This window comes from Enterobacter sp. I4 (assembly GCF_022669095.1).
Taxonomy (GTDB): Bacteria; Pseudomonadota; Gammaproteobacteria; order Enterobacterales; family Enterobacteriaceae; genus Enterobacter; species Enterobacter pasteurii.
Genome location: NZ_JALBUO010000001.1, coordinates 1,618,593 through 1,643,892 on the forward strand (window position 1 = coordinate 1,618,593; position 25,300 = coordinate 1,643,892).

The following is a 25,300-nucleotide window of genomic DNA, read 5'->3' on the forward strand; positions in this document are numbered from 1 at the left end:
CAAACACGACAAAAGTTCCATACTGATGGCCCTGCCATTATTTGATGATTCGGGATTTTCTATGCGTCAAATAACCTGGTTTTTTAACGCTATTTACCGCCATTATCTTATTGACAAGCTGTTAGTCTTGACCCCGTAAAAAACCATCCAGGGGAGAGTCATGGCTATACAGGGTATTGAAGGGGTAATCAGTCAGCTGCAGGCCGCGGCGATGACGGCCCGTAATCAGAACGTGGCTGACCAGCAGCCGGGCATCAGCTTTGCCGGCCAGCTGCATGCGGCGCTGGACCGGATCAGCGATAAGCAGAACGCGGCCCGTACCCAGGCTGAAAAATTTACCCTCGGTGAACCCGGCGTGGCGCTCAACGATGTGATGGCCGATCTGCAAAAAGCGTCGGTGTCACTGCAGATGGGACTGCAGGTGCGTAACAAGCTGGTGTCGGCGTATCAGGAAGTGATGGGCATGCAGGTGTAATCATTGCCAATCTTGCGCTGGCAGCCTTATGGCTTTAATGCCACAATATTTTTTTCTTCGCATGCAGGAAAGATGATGAAAAAAGTAGCAATTGTGGCTGCGATGCTGGCGCTGGCGGGCTGTGTTCAGGTCGATAACTACCAGGAAGTGATTAAGCATCCGGTACCTTCTCAACTGGCGGGTTACTGGCAGTCGAAAGGGCCGCAGAGCGCGATGGTGAGCCCGGAAGCGATTGCCACGCTGGTGGTGACGCAAGAGGGGGATACGCTTGACTGCCGCCAGTGGCAGCGGGTAATAGCCGTGCCGGGCAAGATCATGCTCCGTTCGGACAGCTACTATAACGTGACGAGTAAGCTTGACGTCTATCCGCTCGAACGTGACGGTTCAACGCTCGAATATGACGGTATGGAGCTGCAAAAGGTCGATCGCCCAACGGTGGAGTGCGCAGATTATCTGAGCAAAAATCCGCTGGAGAGCAAGCTTCCCTGACGGTAAAAGCAAAACGGCAATTATATTGCCGTTTTTAGGGTTTGCGCCCTCTCCCCGTGGGAGAGGGTCGGGGTGAGGGCATCAGGCCGCACTTTTCCAGTACTAGAGCGCGTCCTCAATGACCCAGACGCTGACGCTTCCGCCGTTACAGTAGAACGTTCCTTCACCATCCGCCGCCGTGGTCACGGTTTCTTCGCGATTGCCCAAAAAATCACGCCAGTTTTTATTGCCGTAATTCTCACCGAGACAGATCGTTTTCTCGCCGTCATCACCGTTCGACAGCACCACCACGCAGCCAGGGTTATCCTCCGTTCCGCTGCGGCTGAAGGCAATGCAGTTTGGATGGTCGAAAAAGAGCGTCTGCACGCCGTGGGCGAAGCGCTGTCGGGCGAGGATCAGCTCGTGGAGCTGCTCGATCACCGGCATATCAATGTGGTACGTTTCGCCATCACCCCCCGTGTCGTCATAGCTGGCACCAAAGAGATCCGGATAGAACACGCTCGGCACGCCGTTTTCACGCAGCAGGATAAGGGCATAGGCCAGCGGTTTAAACCACGCTTCAACCGGTGCCTCCAGCGCCTGTAACGGCTGGGTGTCATGGTTGGCCACCAGCGTGACGGCATGGAACGGATCGGCTTCCACCAGCGTGCCGGTAAAAATCTGGCTCATGTCATAGTCGCGGCCCTGGCGTGACGCTTCGTGAAACTTCATCTGCAGCGGCGCATCAAACAGCATGGTTTTACCGTCCACCTGGTTGATGTAGTGCTGCAACTTATCCACCTCATGAGACCAGTATTCCGCCACGATAAACAGCGGCTGCGCGGCTACCTCCTGAACATGCTCAATCCACTCTTTGTAGAACCACGCCGGAATGTGCTTTACCGCATCCAGACGGAAGCCGTCGCAGCGGGTCTGCTCCATTACCCAGCGCGCCCAGTACTTGATCTCCTCCGTCACCGCATGGTTACGAAAATCGATGTTCTCGCCCATCAGGTAATCGAAATTGCCCATCTCGTCGTCGACCTGGTCGTTCCAGCCCTCGCCGGTGTAGTCGTTTACGATTTTGAAGATGCCGTCTTCGTTAGGGTTCTCGATGTGGTCGATACCGCTGAAGCATTTGTAATCCCAGATAAACTGCGAATACTGGCCCGCCCGCACCGGAAAGGTGTAGCGCGTCCAGGCTTCACATTCGATTATCTCATCGCCAATCTGCGTGCGATCCTGGGCATCCACGCGCTGGACGCGCACGGGTTCTTTTTCATCGGCACCCATTTTGTGGTTAACCACGACGTCCAGCAGGACCGCAATCTGGTTGCTTTTTAAGGCGTCGATGGCCTCCAGCAGCTGCGCTTTATCGCCGTATTTCGTTGCGATGCTGCCCTTCTGGTCAAACTCACCGAGGTCAAAGAGGTCGTAGGAGTCATACCCGACGGAATAGCCTCCGGATGCGCCTTTATATGCAGGCGGCAACCAGACCATATTGATGCCGATTTCGTTAAGATTGGGGGCTAATGCCGTGACCTCTCGCCACAATTCACCGCCAGCAGGGTAGTACCAGTGAAAACATTGTAACAGGGTGGGGTTTTTCATCGTCCGTGCTCCAGAAGCCGTTTGGCTGACTTCTGGAGTATGGATCAAGAATCGCTAACGTGTATTAGTGATTCATCTCTCCGGGAAATAATATGTTGCCCGAAAGCCTGCCGTAGGTGACGTTGACGTTTTTTTGCTTATTGGTTTGGGCAATAAGACCGCTCAGCTCGCTCATTCTTTCCTGCAGCAACTCTTTAAGAATGAGTTCATTCTGAAGCACCTGATTCAGGATGACCATCGCCTGGTCCTGAATGGACTTGCTGTCAGGCGGAAAAGGGGTCGTGCTGATCTCTTCAACCAGCGAAACGTATGCAACCTCCCGATCGATTAGCTCATCCCATTTCCCGGATTGAGCAAGGCTTAGCATGGTATTGCTAAGCGCATAAAGAGCATGCCACTTTTTTAGGGATAAGCTGGAGTCGTTCATTACAGTTAATCCTGCTTGGGAGAATAACCCGGGCCGATTTGCTTCCAGGCGTCGGAAATATTGAGCAGAAGAGCCTCGACCTCGGTAATAGCCTCAATGTCATTGCGCAGGTTTGCATGTAACAGACGGCGTACCATATAGTCATAAAGCGCAGAAAGGTTGTGGGGAAGTTCTCCCCCCACATCCATATTTAACCCTGCCTTCAGGCCATTTTCGATAATATTAATGGCCTTAGACAGGGCCTCGCCCTTAGCGGGAATATCCCCTTGCTCAAGGAAAAGGCGCGCCCGTATAAGCGCGCTATGGATACCGTCGAATAACATGACAACCAACTGGTGCGGGCTGGCACTCAAGACAGCAGATTCAAGACCTACCTGCTGATAGGCTTGTACACCAGATTTGCTATACATATCGGTTCCTTTCTTACTTACTGCTGAACTGTTGGTTCAAATAAGTGGCCGTACTGTTGAATTTGGTGACCAGCTTATCCAAATCGTTAAACTGCTTTTTATAGCGCGCCATCGTGGCTTCGATGGACAGCTCCATCGCGTCGTAACGTTTGCCGATGGACTTAAGCGTGGCGTTGATACCGTCCTTCGCATTCTGAATAACGCCCTCTTTACCGACAGAGGTGCTCAGCATATCGGTCAGCTTGTTATTCATCTGCGTGGCGAAACCGGTCGTTTTGCCGTTACCCACAAAATAGGCCTGCACGCCAGCAGGATCTTCCGTGAGGATTTTGGTTAATTTTTTATCATCGATCTTCAGGTTGCCAATTGCGCCATCTGCACCTTTAACCGGGTCCTGCGTAATGCCAAGCTGCGCCATGATGGCATAAGAACCGCTCTGCACATTGGTCAATAAAGCACGCAGATCGGATTGTACTCCGCGGATAGTACTGTCACCCATGAGTACGCCGTTGTTCGACGACTGGGCGGTTGCACCCACCGCAGGCGGCTCATACTTGGTCAGCGAGGCAATGGTGGACTGCAGCGCGTTGTAGGCAGTCACCCATTCCGTAATGGCTTTTTTGTTGTCGTCTGTCGAGCGCGCTACCGTCAGGGTTTCATCTGCCGTGCTCGGCGCTTTCAGGGTTAACGTAACCCCGGGCAGGGCGTCAGTGATGGTATTGCTCTGGCGAACAATTTGGATACCGTTCACGTTAACGACGGCATTCTGCGACTTCACCTGCTCGTTAAGCGCGCCGCTGCCGATGACGGCATTCAACGTATCGTCCCCGGTTACCGTTACGGTCATATCGGAATCGGTACCCGTGGTTTTAGAGGTCAGCATCAGGCGGTAGTCGCCGTCGTCGGCCTTCACCACGCTTGCCGATACGCCGCCGTTGGCCGCGTTAATGGCTTTCGCAATCCCATTCAGCGACGTGTCGCCATCGGCAAGCGTAACCGTCAGCGGCTTGCTGTCGGCTCCTGCCTGGGTGATGGTAATGGTTCGGCTGTTGGAACCGGTTGTGCCGCCTAACTGCTTCGTATTGCTGTCAATGGTGCCGGGCGCGGTCGTCAGAACCTGGCCTTTCGCAATCTTGCTGACGTTTACGGTGACATCGCCAACGTTGGCGCTGGAGGTACTGACCGCCGAGAACGCGGTGTTGGTGCTGCTAATTGACGTGGAGTTCCAGGTATCCGTTTTTGCCAGCTTGGCAGCTGCGGTTTGCAGGGTCGTCAGGGCGCTTTGCAGTTTGCCGTAACCGGTAATTTGCGCGTCGTACGTCGTTTTCTGTTTGGCAATGGCCGTTAATTTTGTCTCTTCTGCAGCCTGGAGCTTATCGTACAGATCCTGCAGGCCGGGCATGCCCACCCCGAGATTACTGATTGTCGCCATGTAATATTCCTTCTCAATGGATGTTTCAGTCGTTTATCGGCCAGGCTGGCAAAAAGTTTACGGCGAGCCAAAAAAATTTATCGCGTAATAAGCGTGCATACAGGCAGCGTCAGGCGTCGTCATTTTGCATGCTTAAATTAGTGCTGGCGCCGGTTTAATGTAAATAAAACTTTATAAAACAATAAATTAAATATTTTCTTCGATATTTTCTAAAGTCTGCTGCCAGGGCGTCGATAACCTTGTTGACGGTGAGAGACGCCGTGAGTGTTAGGCACCGACCCTAGAAACCATTTTTGAAGGAATTAAAATTATGGCAGTTATCAATACTAACCTGTTGTCCCTGACCACTCAGAACAACCTGAACAAATCTCAGTCTTCTCTGGGCACCGCTATCGAGCGTCTGTCTTCCGGTCTGCGTATCAACAGCTCTAAAGATGACGCTGCTGGTCAGGCGATTGCAAACCGTATGAATTCTCAGATCAAAGGGATGACTCAGGCTGCACGTAACGCTAACGACGGTATCTCTCTGGTTCAGACCGCTGAAGGTAACCTGAACGAGATCAACTCCAACTTACAGCGTATCCGTGAGCTGGCTGTTCAGGCTGCGAACGATACTAACGGCACCACTGACTACACCTCAATCAGCACTGAAATCACTCAGCGTCTGGGTGAAATCGACCGTATCGCTGGCGCTGCTAACTTCAACGGCAAAAAACTGCTGGACGGTAGCCAGACTGCTTCCCTGAACATCCAGGTTGGCGCGGGTACTGGCGCTACTGATAGCATCGCTATCACCACTGGCGCACTGATCAATGCTAAAGCAACCAGCCTCGACACTGGCCTGACCGGTACTATCACCGACAACAGCACTGCTAAAGCGTTCATCACCGCCGCAGACAACGCTATCTCTAAAATTGATACCGCTCGTTCTAACATGGGTGCGATTCAGAACCGTTTCGAATCTACCATCAACAACCTGAACAACTCTATCACTAACCTGTCTGCTGCTCAGTCCCGTATCCAGGACGCTGACTACGCAACTGAAGTTTCTAACATGTCTCGCGCGCAGATCCTGCAGCAGGCTGGTACTTCCGTGCTGTCTCAGGCAAACCAGGTTCCACAGGCGATGCTGTCTCTGCTGCGTTAATAGCCGCAAAATATGTAAAAAAGGTTGCTGGAAACAGCAGCCTTTTTTTTCACTATTTATCCTTAAAAATACCCGCGCGTAATCTGCAAAATAAGGCTGCATTTAGCAGCGTTTTCCCGCCATCACCCCCCGTAGCGCAGTGGTACTCTGCCTAAAATCTCTTTTTCCGGTCGTCTGACGACAGTTTACCGATGAGTTATAAGATGAGTGAATTCGCACGTAGCCGGGCTATGCGTCAGTTTTATCGGGATGTCTTTACCCGGTTTATCGATCTCCCGGAAGCCGACGTTATGCCCGCAAACATCGCGGCGGAAATCTTCAGTTTTAAGAGCGCCAATATTACCGCCCTCGAGCCGACGATCCGTGCGGCAGAAACGGGGCTGGAGGCGGAAAAAGATGCGGCCTTAAAAAATATGCTGTGCGCGATCGTGCTGGCCAACGGCGCGCTGAATGACGCCCGCACTGGCGAAGGAGAGGCATTATCCGCAGACCAGCGCGCCCGGCTTACCGAATATATCGTCTCGGCCCTAAAAGCCGATAGCAATATTAATTATCTTGTCGCCGCCATTCAGCTGTTATTCCGGGTGAATGAAATCAGTTCAGCGCTATTTTTGATAAACAATAACCTTTCGCTGGTAAGCAGCTCGGCCCCGGTACTGAAAATCCTGCTGCTGATCTGCTTAATGGAAAACGACTTCAACCAGGCGATGGTGGTGATCCAGGCGCTGACCGCGGATGCGTCGTTGATTGGCGAAGATCCCATGGCCCTGCTGATGATCGCCTGTGGGATCTACAGGCTCGGGGGCATTCCGGATTCTTACATCGATTTCCGATCGCTGAACGCGAGTGAAGGCGTGGTGAAGGCGGGAGCCTTTGAAAACTGGATTGAAAAAACCTCAGCCGGTAAAACGACGGTGTTGTTAACCTGCGATAGCGAGGAGTATTTCGAACACGCCGTACCGATGCTGTACTCCCTGTATGACACCAACCGCGACGTGCTGGATGTTCACTTGCATCTTTTTAACGGTAGCGATGCGGTTAAAGCAAGCCTGACGGCGCTTCGGGAACAGCTTCCGGAACTTAACCTCTCTGCCAGCCATGAAAAAATAGCCAGTAACGCCGACGCGTCGGTAGTCAGCGCTGCCCGTCGTATCGTTTTCCTGCGCCATGCCCTGGCGACCTTCAATACGCCCGTTATTGCCATAAACACGAATGTGCTGGTGCGCAAGCGCTGGACGGAGCCCGACGCGCCGCTGCTGCTGTTGCAGACCGAAGCCGCTCCTTTCTGGGAGGAGGTCTTTGCCGGTTTCATCTACGCCAGACCCGGCGGCGTCGCGCAGCGCTATCTCGACCGGGTGGCGCACTTTATCGACGATAACCTCGCCAGCGGCAACTACGCGCCGGGCCTGGAGCAGGTCGCACTCTTTTCCTGTCTGGACTGCCTGTCGCCAGAGGACCATCGCGCCATCACGCGAGCCGAGCGTCGCGTAATGCTGGACAGCGAGGCGGGTGAAGAGGCGTTCAGCTGGGTGACGATAAAGGAAGAAGGGTCATGTCAGGCCTATAAATCGGCGCTCATCCGCCAGTACCAGCGCTGAACCTGGCCTGTAATAACGAGAATCTGGAATAAACGTGACGACACTGTATCCCTACTATCGGGTTAGCCCTGAGTCCCTCCATGCCTCTGCGCTGCTTAATCACCTGGCTGCGCCGCTGCCCGCGTTTGCCCGCGTCCTGGAGATGGGCTGCGGATCGGCAACGCGCCTGATAATGCATGCCTGGGCGTACCCCGAGAGTATCGCCATTGGCGTGGATATTGATGAAGAGGCTATCCAGAAAGGGCAGCAGCATGCCGCAGAATTAGGATGTCAGAACGTTGAGCTCTTTGCCGCGGGGTTAGGGGATTTACTGGCTGCCGATCCCGGCGAATTTGATTATATCATTATTCACCAGACCTTTGCCTTTCTGGGGAAAAGCGAGCGGGAAGCCTTGCTGAAGTGGTGTCACGCGCATTTATCGGCCAGCGGCGTTATCGCCATAAAATGGTCCGTACTGCCCGGCAGTTCTGCGCGCCTGACGCTGGGAGAAGCGTTACGGTTTCATCTTGAACGAGCAGAAGAGGGAAGCGACCTGCTGGCATCCGCCCGCGCCATGCTCAGCTTTATGCTGTTAACGCTGGAGGAGGGCCCGCTCAGGAATGAAGTCCGGCTTGCTGAAGAAATGGACGACAACGCGCTGGTTCTGGCCTACTTAAGCCCGACCGACGGAGCCTGTACGCTTGCTGACTTCAGCGCGCAGGCCGAACAGATGGGCTTGCAGTATCTGGGTGACGTACTGCCGCAGTCGGAGCTGGGAGGCTACTATAACCCGACAACGGCACGGCTGCTGGAGGCCGTCAGCGACGGTGCCAGCAGAACGATGGCACAGCAGTATCTTGACTACGCCGTGCAGCGAGAAGAACGCTTCACCCTGCTTTGTCATCTGAACGCGCTCTCGCCTCCTGCCGAACCGGATCTTGACCAGCTCAAAAACCTGCACTGGGCCGGCAGCTTTGTGCCGGTGGACGTGGATCCCGCAAAAGCGCCGCACGAATTCAGAAATAATAATGGCCGAATCATTCGTACCGACAACGCCATTATTATCCGCATCATGGAACTGCTGGGTAATGCCTGGCCAATGTCCTTAAGCTTCGAACAGCTGGTGCTTAACTGCCGTGCCCCTGAAACTCAGGAGGATTATCAGCAGACGGTATGGGAAGCCCTGAAAACGCTGTTCATGACCTGCGCTGATGGCTTCTTCTGGAGCGCCGCTCCTGGCGCATACAACGCCGCGCGGCATGATGAGCTGGTACCGGTGGGGCGACTCCCCTCCGGGCGTCCAGCAGAGAATATCCCCCTCATGAACCTGTGGGGAGAGTGGGTCTCATTGACTCCCGACGAGTGGCATTACCTGCGGTTTGATATGAACAGGGCAGGGCAGGCGAACTGGGAACACTACTCGGCGCTGAAGGTTAAAGGGTTGCTTACGGGCTCGCCGGAGGCCTGGAAAAAACAGCTCCAGCGTTTCCTGCGAGCGGGCATGCTCGACGTGCTGAAATCGCAACTTTCTCTGCTGTTGTTATTGAGCGTCGAGAGGGCGCAGGGCGGAATGCTGCTGAAAGGCAATGCCGAACCCGAATTAGCCGATCCGGCCGTCGATGCGATTTACGAGCGGGCGAACGGCCTTATTCAAAAAGGGCGCTCCAAAGAGGCGCGGGAATACGCCCGCGAATTAATGGAGAAAAACCCCGACAATATTCACGTGCTTCGCTGCTACTCAAAAACGTGCGTATTGACCTCGGCCTGGGACGAGGCTCTGGCCTCGCTCTGCAGGCTGATGGGATATTATTTCTCCAGCCTTGATATCTATTACGATCTTGCCACGGTGCTCCAGCGTAAGCGTGAATTTTACGGATCCCGGCAGATCGTCCGTACCTTACTTCGCCTCAACAATAAGAATATTGACTACTGGCTCAGCCTGGCGTCGCTGCATCATGCGTATGGCGATATGTCGCTGGCAGAAAAATGCTGCAGGGAAATTATGCGCTTCCAGCACCCTGGCCCCAGCTCGCTTGGTCTTACCGGCATCGTCCTGAGTGACAATCATAAAATGGCCGAGGCGCGCTATTTCATGGAAAAGGCCGTCGAGCTCAGTAACTACAATTTTGGTTACTTCAGCAATTTGCTCTTCGTGATGAGTCACGACGCCAGCGTGAAGGCGGATGAACTGCTGGAAAGGCATCTGGAATTTGGTCGTCGCGCTTCAGCCTGGGCTAAGGAGAGCGGGGTAAAGCTTGCGCTCGGCAATTCCCGGGAGCCTCAGCGCAGGCTCCGGCTCGGCTTTGTTTCCGGTGATTTGCGCAAGCACCCCGTGGCCAATTTCCTGCTGCCTTACTGGGACGCCATCAATCGTGAACAGTATGATTTGGTTGCCTATAACACCCTTTTCCTGGAAGAGGATGACGTTTACTGCCACCTTCGCGAGAGCGCTACCCTGTGGCGCCAGGTGGATGCCATCAGCGATATCGAGCTGGCGAAGCTGATAGCGGAAGACGGGATCGATATTCTGTTCGATTTATCGGGCCATACCGCCTACAACCGGCTACCGGTCTTCGCCCTGCGTCCGGCCCCGATCCAGATAACCTGGATAGGTTATCCCGGCACGACCGGTATGAAGGAGATGGATTATATTCTGCTTTCATCGAGCCTGGCGCAGTCGCCGGCGCTTGAAGAACAGCTGGTGGAAAACGCGATGTTCGTCGCAACGCGTAAGAGCTTCCAGCCCCATCCGCGAAGCCCGGACATTAACCCATTGCCCGCGCTTCGCAACGGCTATATTACGTTTGCCAGCTTTAACCGTTCTAAAAAAATAAACGACCAGGTTCTGGACGCGTGGGCCGCTATTTTACAGGGCTATCCTGAGGGTCGCTTGTTAATCGGTAACATGACCGACGCCGAAATGATCGCGGCCATGACAAAACGTCTCAGGCAGCGTGGTATTTCTCAGGAACGGCTGCTTTTCAGAGGGCTGGTCGAACTGGACGAGTACCTGGCCCTGCATCATGAAATTGATATTTTGCTCGATGCATTCCCCTACAGCGGCGGAACGACCACGCATCACGGGGCGTGGATGGGCGTGCCGACATTAACGATGAATGGCCCAACCATACCTTGCCAGCAGGGCGTCGATATTATGCGTTCTTACGGGCTGGAGCAGTTTATTGCGGCAGATGAAGCCGATTATATTTCCAGGGCCACCGGCTGGAGTAAACGTATTCCCGAGCTGGCTGAAATACGTCAGGGGATGCGGGAGCGGATCCCGGTCGACCATGTACCCGATTTTAATGTTGCTGAAAACTTTGAACGGGCGCTGCGCGAAGCGTGGGGGATCTATTGCCGTGGAGAAAAACCGCATGCCTTCCTCATTGCTGAAGAGCGCGCATAAATGAACATCGCTAATAACGCAGGCCGTCTGGAAAAAATTTGCCGGTATCAATACCGAGGTACGCTATGAGTGAAATTTACGTAACCAGTCCTTTTTTGCCTCCTCTGGAAGAGTTTATCCCCTATCTGGAGCAAATATGGCAAAACAAGACCCTGACGAACGGCGGGCCTTTTCACCAGCAGCTTGAAGAAGCGCTGGCGGAATATCTTGGCGTAAAGCACCTGTCGCTGTTTGCTAACGGTACGCTGGCCTTGCTGACGGCGTTTCAGGCACTGCGTCTGAGCGGCGAGGTGATCACCACGCCTTATTCCTTTGTTGCCACCTCGCATAGCCTGCTGTGGAATGGCTTAACGCCCGTCTTCGCTGATATCGATCCGCGAACCTATAATATTAATCCGGATCGTATCGAAGAATTAATTACGCCGCATACCACGGCAATTTTACCTGTCCACTGTTACGGTATTCCTTGCGACATCGATAAGATCCAGAAAATTGCGGACGTTTACGGTTTGCGGGTTATTTATGATGCCGCACACGCCTTTAACGTGCGTAAAAATGATGTCAGTATTTTAAACCACGGCGATTTATCGATACTCAGCTTCCATGCCACCAAAGTCTTTAATACCTTTGAGGGCGGGGCGATTATATCCCAGGATCTGAAAACCAAGCAGCGCATCGACTATCTCAAGAATTTTGGCTTTGCTGGTGAAACCCGCATCGTGGCCCCGGGGATAAACGCCAAAATGAATGAAGTGGAAGCCGCGTTTGGCCTGCTTCAGCTTAAGCATATAGATAAAGCCCTGGAGGAGCGCAAGGCGCTCCATCAACGCTATTGCGACCTCCTGGAGGGGCTGGAAGGATTAACGTTCGTCGACGTGCCAGACGATGTGAGCTGGAATCACGCCTATTTTCCGGTGCTCATTGAGCCGGAATTTGGCAGAAGCCGCGATGAAGTCTATGCGCTATTCAAGGCAGATAACATTCTGACGCGCCGCTATTTCTATCCGCTGATCAGCTCCTTTGCCATGTACAGAGGTTTCCCAACGTCCGCGGAAGAGCATCTGCCTGTGGCGAACGCTATCGCAGACAAGGTGCTGTGCCTGCCTGTTTATCCGGGATTAACGTCACAGGATCAGGATCGGGTGGTGAATGCCCTGAAGCGCGCCGCGCTGCCCGGGCGGTTACCGTCTGACGAGTCAACAATACTCACGGCGCTGGCGGTATGACGATGACGCGGACTGCCATGATCCTTGACGCGGGCTTTGCCTCACTGCCCTTGCAGCAGGCCATTAAAGCGGCGGGTTTTCGCACGCTCGCCTGTAGCGGAAAAGCCCAGGACGCGGGGATGAAATATGCCGACGCGGCCTGCGTGCAAAATTATGCCGACAGCGACGCCGTGCTGGCGATTGCCCGTGCTGAAAACATTACCGCGCTCTCCCCGGGCGTAACCGACGTCTCTTACCTGTCTGGCTGTCGGGTCGCGCAGGCGCTGGGCCTTCCAGGCTTCGACGAGCCCGACGTCAGCAATCTTCTCTTTCTTAAGGACCGTTTCAGGAAATGGGCCAGCGCCCGGGGATACCCTATCCCGCAGGCCGCCGGCAGCCTTCAGGAGGCGCGCGCTATGGCGTTTCCGCTGCTGGTTAAACCGGTTGATGCCTACAGCGGAAAGGGGATTTCACTGATTCATCAGCCGTCAGAGCTGGATGAGGCGGTAAATGTCGCCCGTGCGGCATCGACAGGAGGGGAGTGCGTCATTGAAACGTTCTGCCAGGGGGCCCTGTACAGCCACTCCGCCTTTATCCGGGGTGGGCAAATCGTCTGCGAATTTTTTGTCGATGAGTACTGCACGGTCTACCCGTGGCAGGTGAATAGCAGCTGCCTGAGCGTCAACCTCAGCGAGCCGATGCGCGACCGCATCAGCGAGTGCATGCAGGCCATCGTCAGTGATTTGAATCTGGTAGACGGTTTGTTGCATACCCAGCTTATCGCTGACGAAGAGGCGTTTTGGCTGATTGAGGTTACCCGCCGCTGCCCCGGCGATCTCTACTCGAAGCTGATTGAGTTCTCAACGGGCATAGATTATTGCCGCGAATTTGTCGCCCCCTTTATCGGTGAGGAGACCGCGTTCGCGCACCGGCGACCGGCGCGCCAGCGCTACATTGCGCGCCATACGGTCTCCAGCGAACGGCAAAGCCGTTTCTTCGGCTTTAGCTACGCCTCGCTGCCGGCCACGGTCATGCAGGCTTTCCCGCTTAAACAGCCGGGCGATGAACTCGGGCCTGCCCCCGGGGATCGCGCCGGGCTGGTATTTGCGGAGTTTACCGAACTTACTGCCATGGCGCGCCACACGCCGCAGCTAAAAAACTATTTCTCTTTTACTACGTTGTAAGGACCGGATTATGAACAGGCCGCTGTCACTCGGATTTATCGGCGGTGGGATCAATTCCGCCATCGGCTTGACCCACAAAATCGCCAGCCAAATGGATGGACATTTCCAGCTCACGGCGGGCTGCTTTAGCCGCGATGCGTCCCTGAACCAGCAGACGGGGCGGGCCTGGGGGCTTAACGACGAGTCCATCTACACCAGCGCGGTTACCCTGCTGGAAGAACAGCACGCGCGGCTGGATGCCGTGGTTATCCTGACGCCTACGCCGGCCCACCGTGAAATTATCATGGCCGCTCTGGAGTACGGGCTGCCGGTTATCAGTGAAAAAGCGTTGGTTGCCAGCGCGGGAGACGCGCGGGATATCGCCCGGCGCGTGGCGGACATGAAAGGGCAACTGTACGTCACCTATAACTACACCGGTTATCCCATGGTTCGCGAACTGCGCGAGCGCCTGCTCAACGGCGAGCTGGGCAAAATTCAGCACGTCATGGTCGAAATGCCGCAGGAAGGGTTTATTCGCAGCCGTGAGGATGGCAGCGTGCCGCAGCCTCAGGAATGGCGACGAGTTGACGGAGACATTCCCACCGTTTCGCTCGACCTTGGTGTCCATGTCCACCAGCTGGTGGAGTTTCTGACGGACAGGCAAGCCGAAGATGTCTATGCGATCAACAGCACCTTTGCGCGCGTATCGGACGTTGTCGATACGGTGAACCTGGTGTCCCGCTATGGCGACGATATGGTTTGCAACTACTGGTATGGCAAAGCGGCGCTCGGTTACCGCAACGGCCTGCGCATCCGCATCTATGGATCGCTGGGCAGCGCGGAGTGGCTGCAGATGGAACCCGAATATCTCCGTCTTGCCGATGAACACGGCAACGTGCGGCTTATCGACCGCACGGCGGGAGATAACAGGGTGGCTAATCAGCCGCGCTATTGTCGTTTTAAGGCAGGGCATCCCGCCGGCTTTATTGAGGCGTTTGCTAACTATTACGCCGACATCGCCGCCAGCTTACGCGGTGAGCCTACAGGATACAGCCTCAGCTGCGATACCGCCGTTAGCGGCCTGGAGTTTCTCGAAAAAGCGCAGCAGAGCGCGGTGACGTCTGCGAAAGTCGATTTGCATCGTTAACAAAGGTTTAGCTGAGGACCACATGACATTACTGGAACAAATACAGGGCTACGATAATCACTTCGTTGAAAGCATCCGCGCTATGCATGCCAGCGGTCTTCCGCTGGTGCTGTACGGCGCAGGCTGCCTCGGGCAGATGACCGCGGAATTTATGTTCCGGGAAAATATGCCTCTCGATAAGGTGGCATTAAACCGACAGTACCTGACCGAGGGCATGACCTTCCACGGCCTGCCGGTGGTGGCGATTGAAGATCTCATTGAACAGCCCGGCGAATTTAACTGTATCGTGGCGCTACAGTACGTAAGCGAAGCGTTGCAGGACGAATTACGTCGCGGTGGCGCCAACGTGCTGGTATACGATCCCGCGTTTATCGGCGTCAGCACCCGTTTATGGTATACCCCGTCGTTTTGCGCCGGGCATAGCGACGTCCTCGAAGAGGTCTATGCAGGCCTGGCAGACGAACGCTCAAGAGAAACGCTGGTCGCATTCCTGAAGCAGCGTCTGAGCGCAACGCGTGGCTATTACCAGACGGTCTACGAGCCAGCGCACTATTTCCCTGCCGATGTTCTCCGTCTACAGGATAACGAAGTCTTCATCGATTGCGGTGCCTACAATGGCGACAGCATCGGCGCGTTTATGCAGGAAGTGGAGCGCCAGCAGGTCGCGATGCCGGAAAAAATTGTCGGTTTCGAACCGGATGCCGGTAATTATGCTCAGCTTTGTGACAATACGCGTCGGTGGCCATTCTGCCAGCCGGTGCAAAAAGGGGTATGGGATAATAAAACCGTTCTCTCTTTTCAGTCGGGAAATGCCCTCTCTTCACGCCTTGTGGAGCAAAGCAGCAATACCGTCACCATTGAGCTGGACAGCATCGATAATATCCTCCAGGGCGGTAAAGCCACATTTATAAAAATGGATGTCGAAGGGGCGGAGCTTAAAGCACTGGAGGGCGCCGCTGAGACTATTCGGACCTGGCAGCCGCTGCTGGCAATCAGCCTTTATCATAAACCGGAAGATTTGCTGACTATTCCGCAATATATTCAGTCACTCAGCGCAGATTACGCCTTTTATCTTCGCGGCCATCATCCGGAACTGGCTTTTGAACTGGTTTTATATGCTGTGCCAGCGTCGAGGATTATAAAGTAATAGGCAAATAACCCCCCATTTCACCCATTATTCATCCAATTGATTACCCTCCAGAATCGGATAATCATGCCGATAACTCAACTAACGCAGGGCTGTTTATCGTGAATTCACTCTATACCGCTGAAGGTGTAATGGATAAACACTCGCTGTGGCAGCGTTATGTTCCGCTGGTGCGTCACGAAGCATTGCGCCTCCAGGTGCGTTTGCCGGCGAGCGTGGAACTGGACGATCTGCTGCAGGCGGGCGGTATCGGGTTATTGAATGCAGTTGACCGGTACGACGCTCTGCAAGGAACGGCATTTACGACTTACGCAGTGCAGCGTATTCGTGGTGCGATGCTGGACGAGCTGCGCAGCCGCGACTGGGTGCCGCGCAGCGTTCGCCGCAACGCCCGTGAAGTAGCGCATGCAATGGGGCAGCTGGAACAGGAGCTTGGGCGCAACGCGACGGAAACGGAAGTGGCGGAACGCCTGGGCATACCTGTTGAAGAGTATCGCCAGATGTTGCTCGATACCAACAACAGCCAACTCTTTTCTTACGACGAGTGGCGCGAAGAGCATGGCGATAGCATCGAGCTGGTGACGGATGAGCATCAGCAAGAAAACCCGTTACACCATTTACTGGAAGGTAATTTACGCCAGCGCGTGATGGAAGCGATTGAAGCGTTACCGGAACGTGAACAACTGGTGTTGACGCTCTATTACCAGGAGGAGCTCAATCTCAAAGAGATTGGCGCCGTGCTGGAGGTGGGTGAGTCACGGGTGAGCCAGCTGCACAGCCAGGCCATTAAACGTCTGCGCACAAAACTGGGTAAGTTATAGGTGATTGATTCACCTGAAAAATGCCGCACAACGTATTGACAACCAGGAGTTATCATGACGGTGCAGCAATCAAAAAGACGGCCTTTAAGCCGCTACCTGAAAGACTTTAAACACAGCCAGACGCATTGCGCCCACTGTAAAAAACTACTCGACCGCATCACGCTGGTTCGTCGCGGCGAAATTGTGAATAAGATAGCGATTTCCCGCCTCGACACGCTGATGGATGAAGCCGCCTGGCTTGAAGAGCAAAAAGAGTGGGTGGCGCTTTGCCGTTTCTGTGGCGATCTCCACTGCAAAGAGCAAAGCGACTTCTTTGATATTATCGGCTTTAAGCAATTCCTGTTTGAACAAACCGAGATGAGCCACGGCACCGTGCGGGAATACGTCGTTCGCCTGCGTCGCCTTGGTCAGCACCTGACCCTGCAAAATATCTCCAGGGATCTGCTGACAACCGGCTATCTGGATGAAAATCTCGAGCCGTGGCTGCCTGCCACCAGCACCAACAACTACCGCATCGCGCTGCGCAAGTACGCCCAGTATAAAGTCCAGATGCCGGGCGTCATGAAGCAGAAAGTCCGCGCCGGAACAACTTCTGATATATATTAAAAAAGAATAAGATGTAGCGCAGCCGCCTTTGACGTTGCAGGCGATTTCTCTACACTACTCAAAAATTCCACTGTATCGGGGTACTTATGAAATTAGCACTTCTGGGTCGTCAGGCGCTGATGGGGATGATGGCCGTTGCGCTGGTCGCGGGTATGAGCGTGAAAACGTTCGCAGCAGAAAATCTGCTCAACAAAGTCAAAGAGCGCGGCACGCTGCTGGTGGGGCTGGAAGGAACCTATCCTCCGTTTAGCTTCCAGGGTGACGACGGCAAGCTGACCGGTTTTGAAGTGGAGTTTGCGCAGGAGCTGGCAAAACATCTCGGCGTGAAAGCCTCCCTGAAACCGACCAAATGGGACGGTATGCTGGCGTCGCTGGACTCCAAACGCATTGACGTAGTGATTAACCAGGTGACCATTTCTGACGAGCGCAAGAAGAAGTACGACTTCTCCACGCCGTACACCGTGTCCGGTATCCAGGCGCTGGTGAAGAAAGGTAACGAAGGCAGCATTAAAACCGCGGCGGATCTGAAAGGTAAGAAAGTCGGCGTGGGTCTGGGCACTAACTATGAAGAGTGGCTGCGCCAGAACGTGCAGGGCGTGGACATCCGCACGTATGATGATGACCCGACTAAATACCAGGATCTGCGCGTAGGCCGTATTGACGCCATTCTGGTCGATCGCCTGGCCGCGCTGGACCTGGTGAAGAAAACCAATAACACCCTGGCCGTTGCGGGCGAGCCGTTCTCCCGTCAGGAGTCCGGCGTGGCGGTGCGTAAAGGCAACGACGACCTGCTGAAGGCCATCGACGGCGCGCTTGCTGAAATGCAGAAAGACGGCAGCCTGAAGGCGCTTTCCGAGAAGTGGTTCGGCGCAGACGTGACCAAATAAGTCCCTGACCGATAAAAAAAGGCGCTTTTAAAAGCGCCTTTTTTATTTCTCGCGCGTCTGCGTGCATAATGAAATAACAATTGTTTGCGTGACCGGAGGAACCATGTCACTACAGAATTTAACGCGCTTTCCCCGTCTGGAATTTATTGGCGCCCCCACGCCGCTGGAGTACCTGCCGCGATTTTCTGACTATCTTGGGCGCGATATTTTCATTAAGCGTGACGATGTGACGCCAGTGGCGATGGGCGGAAATAAGCTGCGCAAGCTGGAGTTTCTCGCCGCCGATGCCCTGCGCGAGGGCGCGGACACGCTGGTCACCGCAGGGGCCATCCAGTCCAACCACGTTCGCCAGACCGCCGCCGTGGCGGCAAAGCTGGGCCTGCACTGCGTCGCCCTGCTGGAGAACCCGATCGGCACGCGGGCAGAGAATTACCTGACTAACGGTAACCGGCTGCTTCTGGATCTGTTTAATGTGCAGGTCGAAATGGTCGACGCGTTGACCGACCCGTCCGCGCAGCTTGACGAGCTCGCAACGCGGCTGGAAGCGCAGGGATTCCGCCCCTACGTTATTCCCGTGGGCGGCTCGAACGCGCTGGGCGCCCTCGGCTATGTCGAGAGCGCGCTGGAGATCGCTCAGCAGTGTGAAGGCGCGGTGAGCCTGTCCTCGGTGGTGGTGGCCTCCGGCAGTGCAGGGACCCATGCGGGATTAGCGGTCGGGCTTGAGCAGCTGATGCCGGACGTTGAGCTGATTGGCGTCACGGTTTCCAGAAGCGTGGCGGATCAAAAGCCAAAAGTCGTCACCCTGCAGCAGGCGGTGGCAGAACAGCTTGAGCTGGAGGCGAAGGCGGAAGTTACGCTGTGGGATGACTATTTTGCCCCTGGCTATGGCACCCCAAACGATGAAGGGATGGAGGCCGTTAAGCTGCTGGCTCGCCTTGAGGGTATTCTGCTGGATCCGGTCTATACCGGTAAGGCAATGGCTGGCCTGATCGACGGCATTGCCCGCAAGCGCTTTAAGGATGAAGGACCGATTTTGTTTGTTCATACTGGCGGGGCGCCTGCGCTGTTTGCCTATCATCCTCACGTCTAAAAATCAGGTAGAAAAATAATAATGCAAGAAAGTATTCAACTGGTTATTGATTCCCTGCCATTTCTGCTTAAAGGGGCCGTGTTTACCCTGCAGCTGAGTATCGGCGGAATGTTCTTCGGGCTGGTACTCGGGTTTATTCTGGCGCTGATGCGCATGTCGAACATCTTGCCGGTGCGGTGGCTGGCGCGGTTTTACATCTCCGTATTCCGCGGAACGCCGCTTATCGCCCAGCTGTTCATGATTTACTACGGGCTGCCGCAGTTCGGCATCGAGCTGGATCCTGTTCCGGCGGCGATGATAGGTTTGTCGCTGAATACGGCGGCGTATACGTCTGAAACGCTGCGTGCGGCAATCTCCTCTATCGATAAGGGGCAGTGGGAAGCGGCGGCCAGCATCGGGATGACCCCGTGGCAGACGCTGCGCCGGGCGATCCTGCCGCAGGCGGCGCGCGTGGCGCTTCCTCCGCTGAGCAACAGCTTTATTAGCCTGGTAAAAGACACCTCGCTTGCGGCCACCATCCAGGTGCCGGAACTGTTCCGTCAGGCGCAGCTGATCACCTCGCGTACTCTTGAAGTGTTTACCATGTATCTGGCGGCCTCGCTGATTTACTGGGTGATGGCGACGGTGCTCTCCGCCCTGCAAAACTATTTTGAAAACCAGCTTAACCGCCAGGAGCGTGATCCAAAATGAGTGCAATTGACGTTAAAAACCTGGTGAAAAAGTTCCACGGGCAAACGGTGCTGCATGGAATCGACCTTGAGGTCGCGCAGGGCGAAGTGGTGGCGATTATCGGCCCGAGCGGGTCAGGGAAAACCACGCTGCTGCGCAGCATCAATCTTCTGGAGCAGCCGGAGGGCGGGACGATCCGCGTGGGCGATATCACCATTGATACCGGCAAATCCATCAGTCAGCAAAAAGGGTTGATTCGTCGCCTGCGTCAGCACGTTGGCTTCGTATTCCAGAGCTTTAATCTTTTCCCTCACCGCACGGTGCTGGAAAACATCATTGAAGGCCCGGTCATCGTTAAGGGTGAACCCCGGGAAGAAGCGACCGCCCGCGCCCGTGAACTGCTGGCGAAAGTTGGGCTGGCCGGTAAAGAGACAAGCTATCCGCGTCGTCTTTCCGGTGGTCAGCAGCAGCGTGTCGCCATAGCCCGCGCGCTGGCGATGCGCCCGGACGTAATCCTCTTCGATGAACCTACATCGGCGCTCGATCCCGAGCTGGTGGGGGAAGTGCTGAACACCATCCGACAGCTGGCGCAGGAAAAACGCACGATGGTGATTGTGACCCATGAAATGAGCTTTGCCCGCGACGTTGCCGATCGGGCTATCTTCATGGATCAGGGGCGAATTGTAGAGCAGGGGCCCGCTAAGGATCTGTTCGCCAATCCGCAGCAGCCGCGCACGCGCCAGTTCCTTGAAAAATTCTTAATGCAGTAGCATTTTCACACGCAATTTGCTCCAGATGTTCCTTCTGGAGCAAATTATCTTCCCTTAAAGCCTGTTCTGGTGCTTTTTTATTCCACCGAATTTGGATAAGCCCTCGCCAAATTAAAGATAATCTGCTCGGCGCCGACATTTTATATAAATAATCGTGATTTATGTGTTAGGTTATATTCACCATAATTATGATTATCTTTTATCAGAGGCTTCATTCAGAAGGTATGAGGGATATAGACTTTTTCACCTGGCGACGGGAATGCTTTCTCCGGTTTCAGGAAATGACCTGTGCCGACGAGGTATATCAGGAACTTCAGCGACAAACGCAGGCGCTAGACTTCGATTATTATGCGCTTTGCGTCAGACACCCTGTGCCATTTACCCGCCCGCGTACGTCCGTCCACTCCACTTATCCGCAGCAGTGGATGGCGCAATATCAGTCCGAGAATTATTTCTCAATCGATCCGGTACTTAAGCCCGAGAATTTCATACAGGGCCATTTGCCCTGGACGGATGAATTATTCACGGATGCCCAGCAATTATGGGACGGGGCGCGGGATCACGGTTTACGTAAAGGAATAACGCAGTGCATGATGTTGCCAAATCATGCGCTTGGGTTCCTCTCCGTGTCGCGTACCAGCCTGCAGGCTAGCGCAATATCCAGCGAAGAAGTGGAGCTGCGTCTGCAAATGCTGGTTCAGATGGCGTTAACCTCACTGCTTCGTTTTGAGGATGAGATGGTGATGCCGCCGGAAATGAAATTCAGCAAGCGTGAGCGGGAAATTCTGAAGTGGACAGCGGAAGGGAAAACGTCGGCAGAGATCGCTATTATTCTCTCTATCTCGGAAAATACCGTGAATTTCCATCAGAAGAATATGCAGAAGAAATTCAACGCGCCGAATAAAACCCAGATAGCGTGTTATGCCGCAGCGACGGGGCTTATCTGACTGATATCACGTTCTGCGTGTCAGACGAGAAAACGGCTGAATGCTCTGCATCCAGCCGTTTTTGTTACTGGCGGTAGGCTTGTTTAATTTGCTTAACCGTATTGGCAAAAACAGCGGATTCCGCCCGATCTTCCATCTGCGCGATCTGTTTTTCCATTTTAATGATCACACGTCCAGCATCAGCCTGGCCCATCGCCTGTAACATAAGCGTCAGCAGCGACTTAAGGCAGTTTACTTCCTGTGCCAGTTCCTGGTTATTCTCGGCAGTGGCAAATTCAGGTGTGCTCATTTATTTTCCTCATTATAAAACAGCGCTTGAGCGCGACGATGAAAGTTAAGGCGGCGGAGTATACCACAAGCCGCGGCAAAAAATGCAGTGGTTGTTTTTTATACTTTTCCAGGTATTGATTATTGGTTCGCGCGGATTATGAAGGTAATCTGTCCAATATGTTAGCGACAATTAAATGTTTATCACCGGTTCGCCATTCGTTAATTGTTGTTACAAAAAAATGAGAGCATTTTTTAGTTTGCGTTAACAAATGTTTTGGTAACTTTTTGAATGCTGGTGCTTAAAAATAGCGGCAAAAGCCCAGCGTGCGCGGGTTTTCTTTCCAGCTGCTGTACAGCCTAATTTCCAAAAACGAGACCACAATCGTATAGCCGATTTTTTAGCGTTTTAAACTTGGATGGAAAACCGCTAATATAAGCGGAATTAGCAGTCAGTAGCGTTATCCCTATTCTGGAGACATTTCCTTTGATCAACGTCCTTCTTGTTGATGACCACGAACTGGTGCGCGCAGGGATACGTCGCATTCTTGAAGATATAAAGGGTATTAAAGTTGCCGGCGAGGCATGCTGTGGCGAAGATGCCGTAAAATGGTGTCGCGCTAACTCAGCAGACGTGGTGCTGATGGATATGAACATGCCCGGAATCGGCGGGCTTGAAGCCACGCGTAAAATCGCCCGCATGTTCGTTGACACAAAAGTCATCATGCTGACCGTCCATACCGAAAATCCGCTCCCGGCCAGGGTTATGCAGGCAGGGGCTGCCGGATATCTCAGCAAAGGTGCCGCGCCGCAGGAAGTCGTTAATGCGATCCGTTCCGTCTATGCAGGTCAGCGGTACATTGCTTCAGACATTGCTCAACAGATGGCGCTGAGTCAGATTGAACCGGAAAAAACGGAATCTCCGTTCGCCAGTTTGTCTGAGCGTGAATTGCAGATTATGCTGATGATCACTAAAGGTCAGAAGGTGAATGAGATTTCAGAGCAGCTGAATCTCAGCCCGAAAACGGTCAACAGCTATCGCTATCGGATGTTCAGTAAACTGAACATACACGGTGATGTCGAACTGACTCATCTGGCCATTCGCCATGGTTTGTGCAATGCGGAGTCGTTAATAAGTCAGTGAGTGAAGCGTTCGATTCAAAAGCATTTCTGAAAACCGTCACCAGCCAGCCGGGCGTCTACCGAATGTACGACGCTGGCGGTACGGTTATCTATGTCGGTAAGGCAAAAGATCTGAAAAAACGCCTTTCCAGCTATTTCCGCAGCAATCTTGCCTCTCGTAAAACCGAAGCACTGGTCGCACTCATCCACAACATTGATGTCACCGTGACTCACACGGAAACGGAAGCACTGCTGCTTGAGCACAACTATATCAAGCTGTATCAGCCGCGCTACAACGTTCTGCTGCGCGATGATAAGTCCTACCCGTTTATCTTCCTGAGCGGTGATACCCATCCTCGCCTGGCGATGCATCGTGGCGCTAAGCATGCGAAGGGTGAATACTTTGGCCCTTTCCCGAACGGTTATGCCGTACGCGAAACGCTGGCGCTGTTGCAAAAAATCTTCCCCGTTCGCCAGTGTGAAAACAGCGTCTACCGCAACCGTTCCCGGCCGTGCCTGCAATATCAGATTGGCCGCTGCCTGGGGCCGTGCGTCGAAGGGCTGGTAAGTGAAGAAGAGTATGCGCAGCAGGTTGAGTACGTGCGTCTGTTTTTAGCCGGTAAAGACGATCAGGTGCTGACGCAGCTGATTGCCCGCATGGAGAAAGCCAGCGCGGGGCTGGAGTTTGAGGAAGCCGCGCGCATCCGCGATCAGATCCAGGCGGTGCGCAGAGTCACCGAGAAGCAGTTTGTCTCCAACACGGGCGACGACCTCGACGTTATCGGCGTTGCCTTTGACGCCGGTCTGGCCTGTGTTCACGTGCTGTTTATTCGTCAGGGCAAGGTGCTCGGCAGCCGCAGCTACTTCCCGAAGGTGCCGGGCGGCACCGAACTGGGGGAAGTGGTGGAAACCTTCGTCGGCCAGTTCTATTTGCAGGGCAGTCAGATGCGTACGCTGCCGTCTGAGATCCTGCTCGACTTCACCCTCGACGACAAAACGCTGCTGGCGGATTCGCTTTCGGAGCTGGCCGGCCGCCGGGTGAACGTGCAGACGAAACCGCGCGGCGATCGCGCCCGCTATCTGAAGCTGGCGCGAACCAATGCCGCCACGGCGCTGACCACCAAACTTTCTCAGCAGTCCACCGTCAGCCAGCGCTTAACCGCGCTCGCTACGCTGCTCAAGCTGCCTGAAGTGAAGCGTATGGAATGCTTCGACATCAGCCATACCATGGGCGAGCAGACCGTGGCGTCGTGCGTGGTCTTTGATGCCAACGGTCCGCTGCGGGCAGAGTATCGTCGGTATAACATCACCGGCATTACCCCGGGCGACGATTACGCCGCCATGAACCAGGTGCTGCGCCGCCGCTATGGTAAAGCGATCGAAGCGAGCAAAATTCCTGACGTTATACTTATCGACGGCGGGAAAGGGCAGCTTGGACAGGCGAAGGCGGTATTTGAATCGCTCGACGTGGAGTGGGATAAAAACCATCCGCTGCTGTTAGGGGTGGCGAAAGGGGCGGATCGTAAAGCGGGTCTGGAGACGTTGTTCTTCGAGCCGGAAGGGGAGGGCTTCAGCCTGCCGCCTGATTCTCCTGCGCTGCACGTGATCCAGCATATCCGCGATGAGTCGCACGATCACGCCATCAGCGGGCACCGGAAAAAACGGGCGAAAGTGAAAAATACCAGTACCCTTGAGACTATCGAAGGCGTCGGGCCAAAACGTCGCCAGATGCTGTTGAAGTACATGGGCGGATTGCAAGGATTACTCAATGCCAGCATGGAGGAAATTGCAAAAGTGCCGGGTATTTCGCAAGGGCTGGCAGAAAAGATCTACTACTCGTTGAAACATTGAGGGCTCTGTAGCAACATAGAGCTAAATTTTACTGACAACAGACAGTTACCGTCATCATGCGATTTAATATCCCTACGTTGCTCACTCTTTTTCGCGTTGTGCTCATTCCGTTCTTTGTACTGGCATTTTATCTGCCGGTGGTGTGGGCACCGTTTGCCTGTGCGCTGATTTTCCTGATCGCCGCCGTTACGGACTGGTTCGACGGCTATCTGGCGCGTCGCTGGAATCAGAGTACCCGATTCGGCGCGTTCCTCGATCCGGTCGCGGATAAGGTGATGGTGGCAATCGCGATGGTGCTGGTGGCGGAACATTATCATACCTGGTGGGTTACGCTGCCTGCGGCGACCATGATTGGCCGTGAGATTATTATCTCTGCCCTGCGCGAGTGGATGGCGGAGCTGGGTAAACGCAGCAGCGTGGCGGTGTCCTGGATCGGTAAAGTCAAAACCACCGCACAGATGGCGGCGCTGGTGTGGATGCTGTGGCGTCCGAATGCCTGGGTTGAGTGGGCAGGTATCGGCCTGCTGTGGGTCGCGGCGGTGCTGACGCTGTGGTCAATGCTGCAATATTTGAACGCCGCGCGCGGAGATTTGCTTGAACAGTGATCGTTTCGCCTTAATTTTCAGCAAACGATCCTGAGATGCAAAAAATATCG

24 protein-coding genes and 1 pseudogene are annotated in these 25,300 nt (G+C 54.3%); 19 read left to right on the forward strand and 6 right to left on the reverse strand.

The annotated features are described in order from the left end of the window. The first annotated feature begins 160 nt into the window (after positions 1 to 160). A complete protein-coding gene (gene fliE / locus MOQ06_RS07675) occupies positions 161 to 475 on the forward strand; it encodes a flagellar hook-basal body complex protein FliE (RefSeq protein ID WP_148418149.1) in 315 nt (104 codons plus the stop codon). Positions 476 to 550: 75 nt separating this feature from the next. Then, positions 551 to 964 carry a lipoprotein YedD gene (gene yedD, locus MOQ06_RS07680; RefSeq protein WP_242172269.1) on the forward strand — a complete coding sequence of 138 codons (414 nt, stop codon included), beginning with the start codon at positions 551 to 553 and terminating at the stop codon, positions 962 to 964. 102 nt (positions 965 to 1,066) lie between these two features. Here the strand turns inward: yedD and amyA are convergent, their stop codons facing one another. The 4 genes from amyA to fliD all read right to left on the reverse strand — a co-directional run bounded on the left by amyA (position 1,067) and on the right by fliD (position 4,823). Next, positions 1,067 to 2,554: an alpha-amylase gene (gene amyA, locus MOQ06_RS07685; protein ID WP_148418145.1), complete on the reverse strand. Its 1,488-nt coding sequence runs from the start codon at positions 2,552 to 2,554 to the stop codon at positions 1,067 to 1,069. Positions 2,555 to 2,618: 64 nt separating this feature from the next. Next, positions 2,619 to 2,981: a flagella biosynthesis regulatory protein FliT gene (fliT, locus tag MOQ06_RS07690; protein ID WP_148418144.1), complete on the reverse strand. Its 363-nt coding sequence runs from the start codon at positions 2,979 to 2,981 to the stop codon at positions 2,619 to 2,621. Between the two features lie 5 nt (positions 2,982 to 2,986). Further along, on the reverse strand, positions 2,987 to 3,391 hold the full coding sequence (gene fliS / locus MOQ06_RS07695) for a flagellar export chaperone FliS (RefSeq protein WP_148418143.1): 405 nt from the start codon (positions 3,389 to 3,391) through the stop codon (positions 2,987 to 2,989). Positions 3,392 to 3,404: 13 nt separating this feature from the next. Further along, complete coding sequence (fliD, locus tag MOQ06_RS07700) at positions 3,405 to 4,823, reverse strand: flagellar filament capping protein FliD (protein ID WP_242172270.1); 1,419 nt, start codon at positions 4,821 to 4,823, stop codon at positions 3,405 to 3,407. Between the two features lie 310 nt (positions 4,824 to 5,133). Between fliD and MOQ06_RS07705 the strand changes: the two genes are divergently transcribed. The 14 genes from MOQ06_RS07705 to sdiA all read left to right on the forward strand — a co-directional run bounded on the left by MOQ06_RS07705 (position 5,134) and on the right by sdiA (position 21,405). Next, positions 5,134 to 5,970 (forward strand): flagellin, encoded by an 837-nt coding sequence (locus MOQ06_RS07705; protein ID WP_047652381.1) that lies wholly within the window; start codon positions 5,134 to 5,136, stop codon positions 5,968 to 5,970. 203 nt (positions 5,971 to 6,173) lie between these two features. Beyond that, positions 6,174 to 7,568, forward strand: coding sequence for a hypothetical protein (locus MOQ06_RS07710; RefSeq protein ID WP_242172273.1), 1,395 nt, complete (start codon positions 6,174 to 6,176; stop codon positions 7,566 to 7,568). A 34-nt stretch (positions 7,569 to 7,602) separates the two neighbouring features. Continuing rightward, positions 7,603 to 10,953, forward strand: coding sequence for a bifunctional class I SAM-dependent methyltransferase/glycosyltransferase (locus tag MOQ06_RS07715; protein WP_242172276.1), 3,351 nt, complete (start codon positions 7,603 to 7,605; stop codon positions 10,951 to 10,953). 65 nt (positions 10,954 to 11,018) lie between these two features. Then, entirely contained in the window at positions 11,019 to 12,179 is a 1,161-nt protein-coding gene (locus MOQ06_RS07720) for a DegT/DnrJ/EryC1/StrS family aminotransferase (protein WP_148418139.1), read from the forward strand. 2 nt (positions 12,180 to 12,181) lie between these two features. After that, positions 12,182 to 13,342, forward strand: coding sequence for an ATP-grasp domain-containing protein (locus MOQ06_RS07725; protein WP_242172277.1), 1,161 nt, complete (start codon positions 12,182 to 12,184; stop codon positions 13,340 to 13,342). A gap of 10 nt (positions 13,343 to 13,352) precedes the next feature. After that, positions 13,353 to 14,468 carry a Gfo/Idh/MocA family oxidoreductase gene (locus MOQ06_RS07730; RefSeq protein WP_242172278.1) on the forward strand — a complete coding sequence of 372 codons (1,116 nt, stop codon included), beginning with the start codon at positions 13,353 to 13,355 and terminating at the stop codon, positions 14,466 to 14,468. A gap of 22 nt (positions 14,469 to 14,490) precedes the next feature. Continuing rightward, positions 14,491 to 15,615, forward strand: a complete 1,125-nt coding sequence (locus MOQ06_RS07735; RefSeq protein WP_242172279.1) for an FkbM family methyltransferase — start codon at positions 14,491 to 14,493, stop codon at positions 15,613 to 15,615. A 101-nt stretch (positions 15,616 to 15,716) separates the two neighbouring features. After that, complete coding sequence (locus tag MOQ06_RS07740) at positions 15,717 to 16,436, forward strand: RNA polymerase sigma factor FliA (RefSeq protein WP_003859623.1); 720 nt, start codon at positions 15,717 to 15,719, stop codon at positions 16,434 to 16,436. 54 nt (positions 16,437 to 16,490) lie between these two features. Then, positions 16,491 to 17,042, forward strand: a complete 552-nt coding sequence (gene fliZ, locus MOQ06_RS07745) for a flagella biosynthesis regulatory protein FliZ (RefSeq protein WP_176610002.1) — start codon at positions 16,491 to 16,493, stop codon at positions 17,040 to 17,042. Between the two features lie 86 nt (positions 17,043 to 17,128). Then, a complete protein-coding gene (gene tcyJ / locus MOQ06_RS07750) occupies positions 17,129 to 17,929 on the forward strand; it encodes a cystine ABC transporter substrate-binding protein (RefSeq protein WP_176610003.1) in 801 nt (266 codons plus the stop codon). Positions 17,930 to 18,032: 103 nt separating this feature from the next. Continuing rightward, positions 18,033 to 19,019, forward strand: a complete 987-nt coding sequence (dcyD, locus tag MOQ06_RS07755) for a D-cysteine desulfhydrase (protein WP_193354674.1) — start codon at positions 18,033 to 18,035, stop codon at positions 19,017 to 19,019. 21 nt (positions 19,020 to 19,040) lie between these two features. Next, positions 19,041 to 19,709 (forward strand): cystine ABC transporter permease, encoded by a 669-nt coding sequence (gene tcyL, locus MOQ06_RS07760; RefSeq protein WP_176610004.1) that lies wholly within the window; start codon positions 19,041 to 19,043, stop codon positions 19,707 to 19,709. Further along, complete coding sequence (gene tcyN / locus MOQ06_RS07765; RefSeq protein WP_193354673.1) at positions 19,706 to 20,458, forward strand: L-cystine ABC transporter ATP-binding protein TcyN; 753 nt, start codon at positions 19,706 to 19,708, stop codon at positions 20,456 to 20,458. Before tcyL ends, tcyN begins: the two co-directional genes overlap by 4 nt. Before the next feature lie 224 nt (positions 20,459 to 20,682). Next, positions 20,683 to 21,405 carry a transcriptional regulator SdiA gene (gene sdiA, locus MOQ06_RS07770; RefSeq protein ID WP_148418289.1) on the forward strand — a complete coding sequence of 241 codons (723 nt, stop codon included), beginning with the start codon at positions 20,683 to 20,685 and terminating at the stop codon, positions 21,403 to 21,405. Between the two features lie 64 nt (positions 21,406 to 21,469). Here sdiA and MOQ06_RS07775 read toward each other — a convergent pair whose 3' ends face one another. Together MOQ06_RS07775 and MOQ06_RS22555 are read right to left on the reverse strand one after the other, a co-directional pair. Further along, the gene (locus MOQ06_RS07775; protein ID WP_148418130.1) at positions 21,470 to 21,694 is read right to left on the reverse strand and encodes a DUF2594 family protein; all 225 of its coding nucleotides are present in this window, start codon (positions 21,692 to 21,694) and stop codon (positions 21,470 to 21,472) included. After that, positions 21,691 to 21,792: pseudogene (locus MOQ06_RS22555) on the reverse strand (hypothetical protein); the annotation flags it as partial. The gene MOQ06_RS07775 and the pseudogene MOQ06_RS22555, both read right to left, overlap by 4 nt. Before the next feature lie 367 nt (positions 21,793 to 22,159). Here MOQ06_RS22555 and uvrY point away from each other — a divergent pair. Genes uvrY through pgsA form a run of 3 tightly spaced genes read left to right on the forward strand, consistent with a single transcriptional unit; the run spans position 22,160 to position 25,250 of the window. Continuing rightward, complete coding sequence (uvrY, locus tag MOQ06_RS07780) at positions 22,160 to 22,816, forward strand: UvrY/SirA/GacA family response regulator transcription factor (protein WP_148418129.1); 657 nt, start codon at positions 22,160 to 22,162, stop codon at positions 22,814 to 22,816. Beyond that, complete coding sequence (gene uvrC, locus MOQ06_RS07785) at positions 22,813 to 24,645, forward strand: excinuclease ABC subunit UvrC (RefSeq protein WP_242172280.1); 1,833 nt, start codon at positions 22,813 to 22,815, stop codon at positions 24,643 to 24,645. The genes uvrY and uvrC overlap by 4 nt, the downstream gene beginning before the upstream one ends. Before the next feature lie 56 nt (positions 24,646 to 24,701). Further along, on the forward strand, positions 24,702 to 25,250 hold the full coding sequence (pgsA, locus tag MOQ06_RS07790; protein WP_003859652.1) for a CDP-diacylglycerol--glycerol-3-phosphate 3-phosphatidyltransferase: 549 nt from the start codon (positions 24,702 to 24,704) through the stop codon (positions 25,248 to 25,250). Positions 25,251 to 25,300 lie beyond the last annotated feature (50 nt).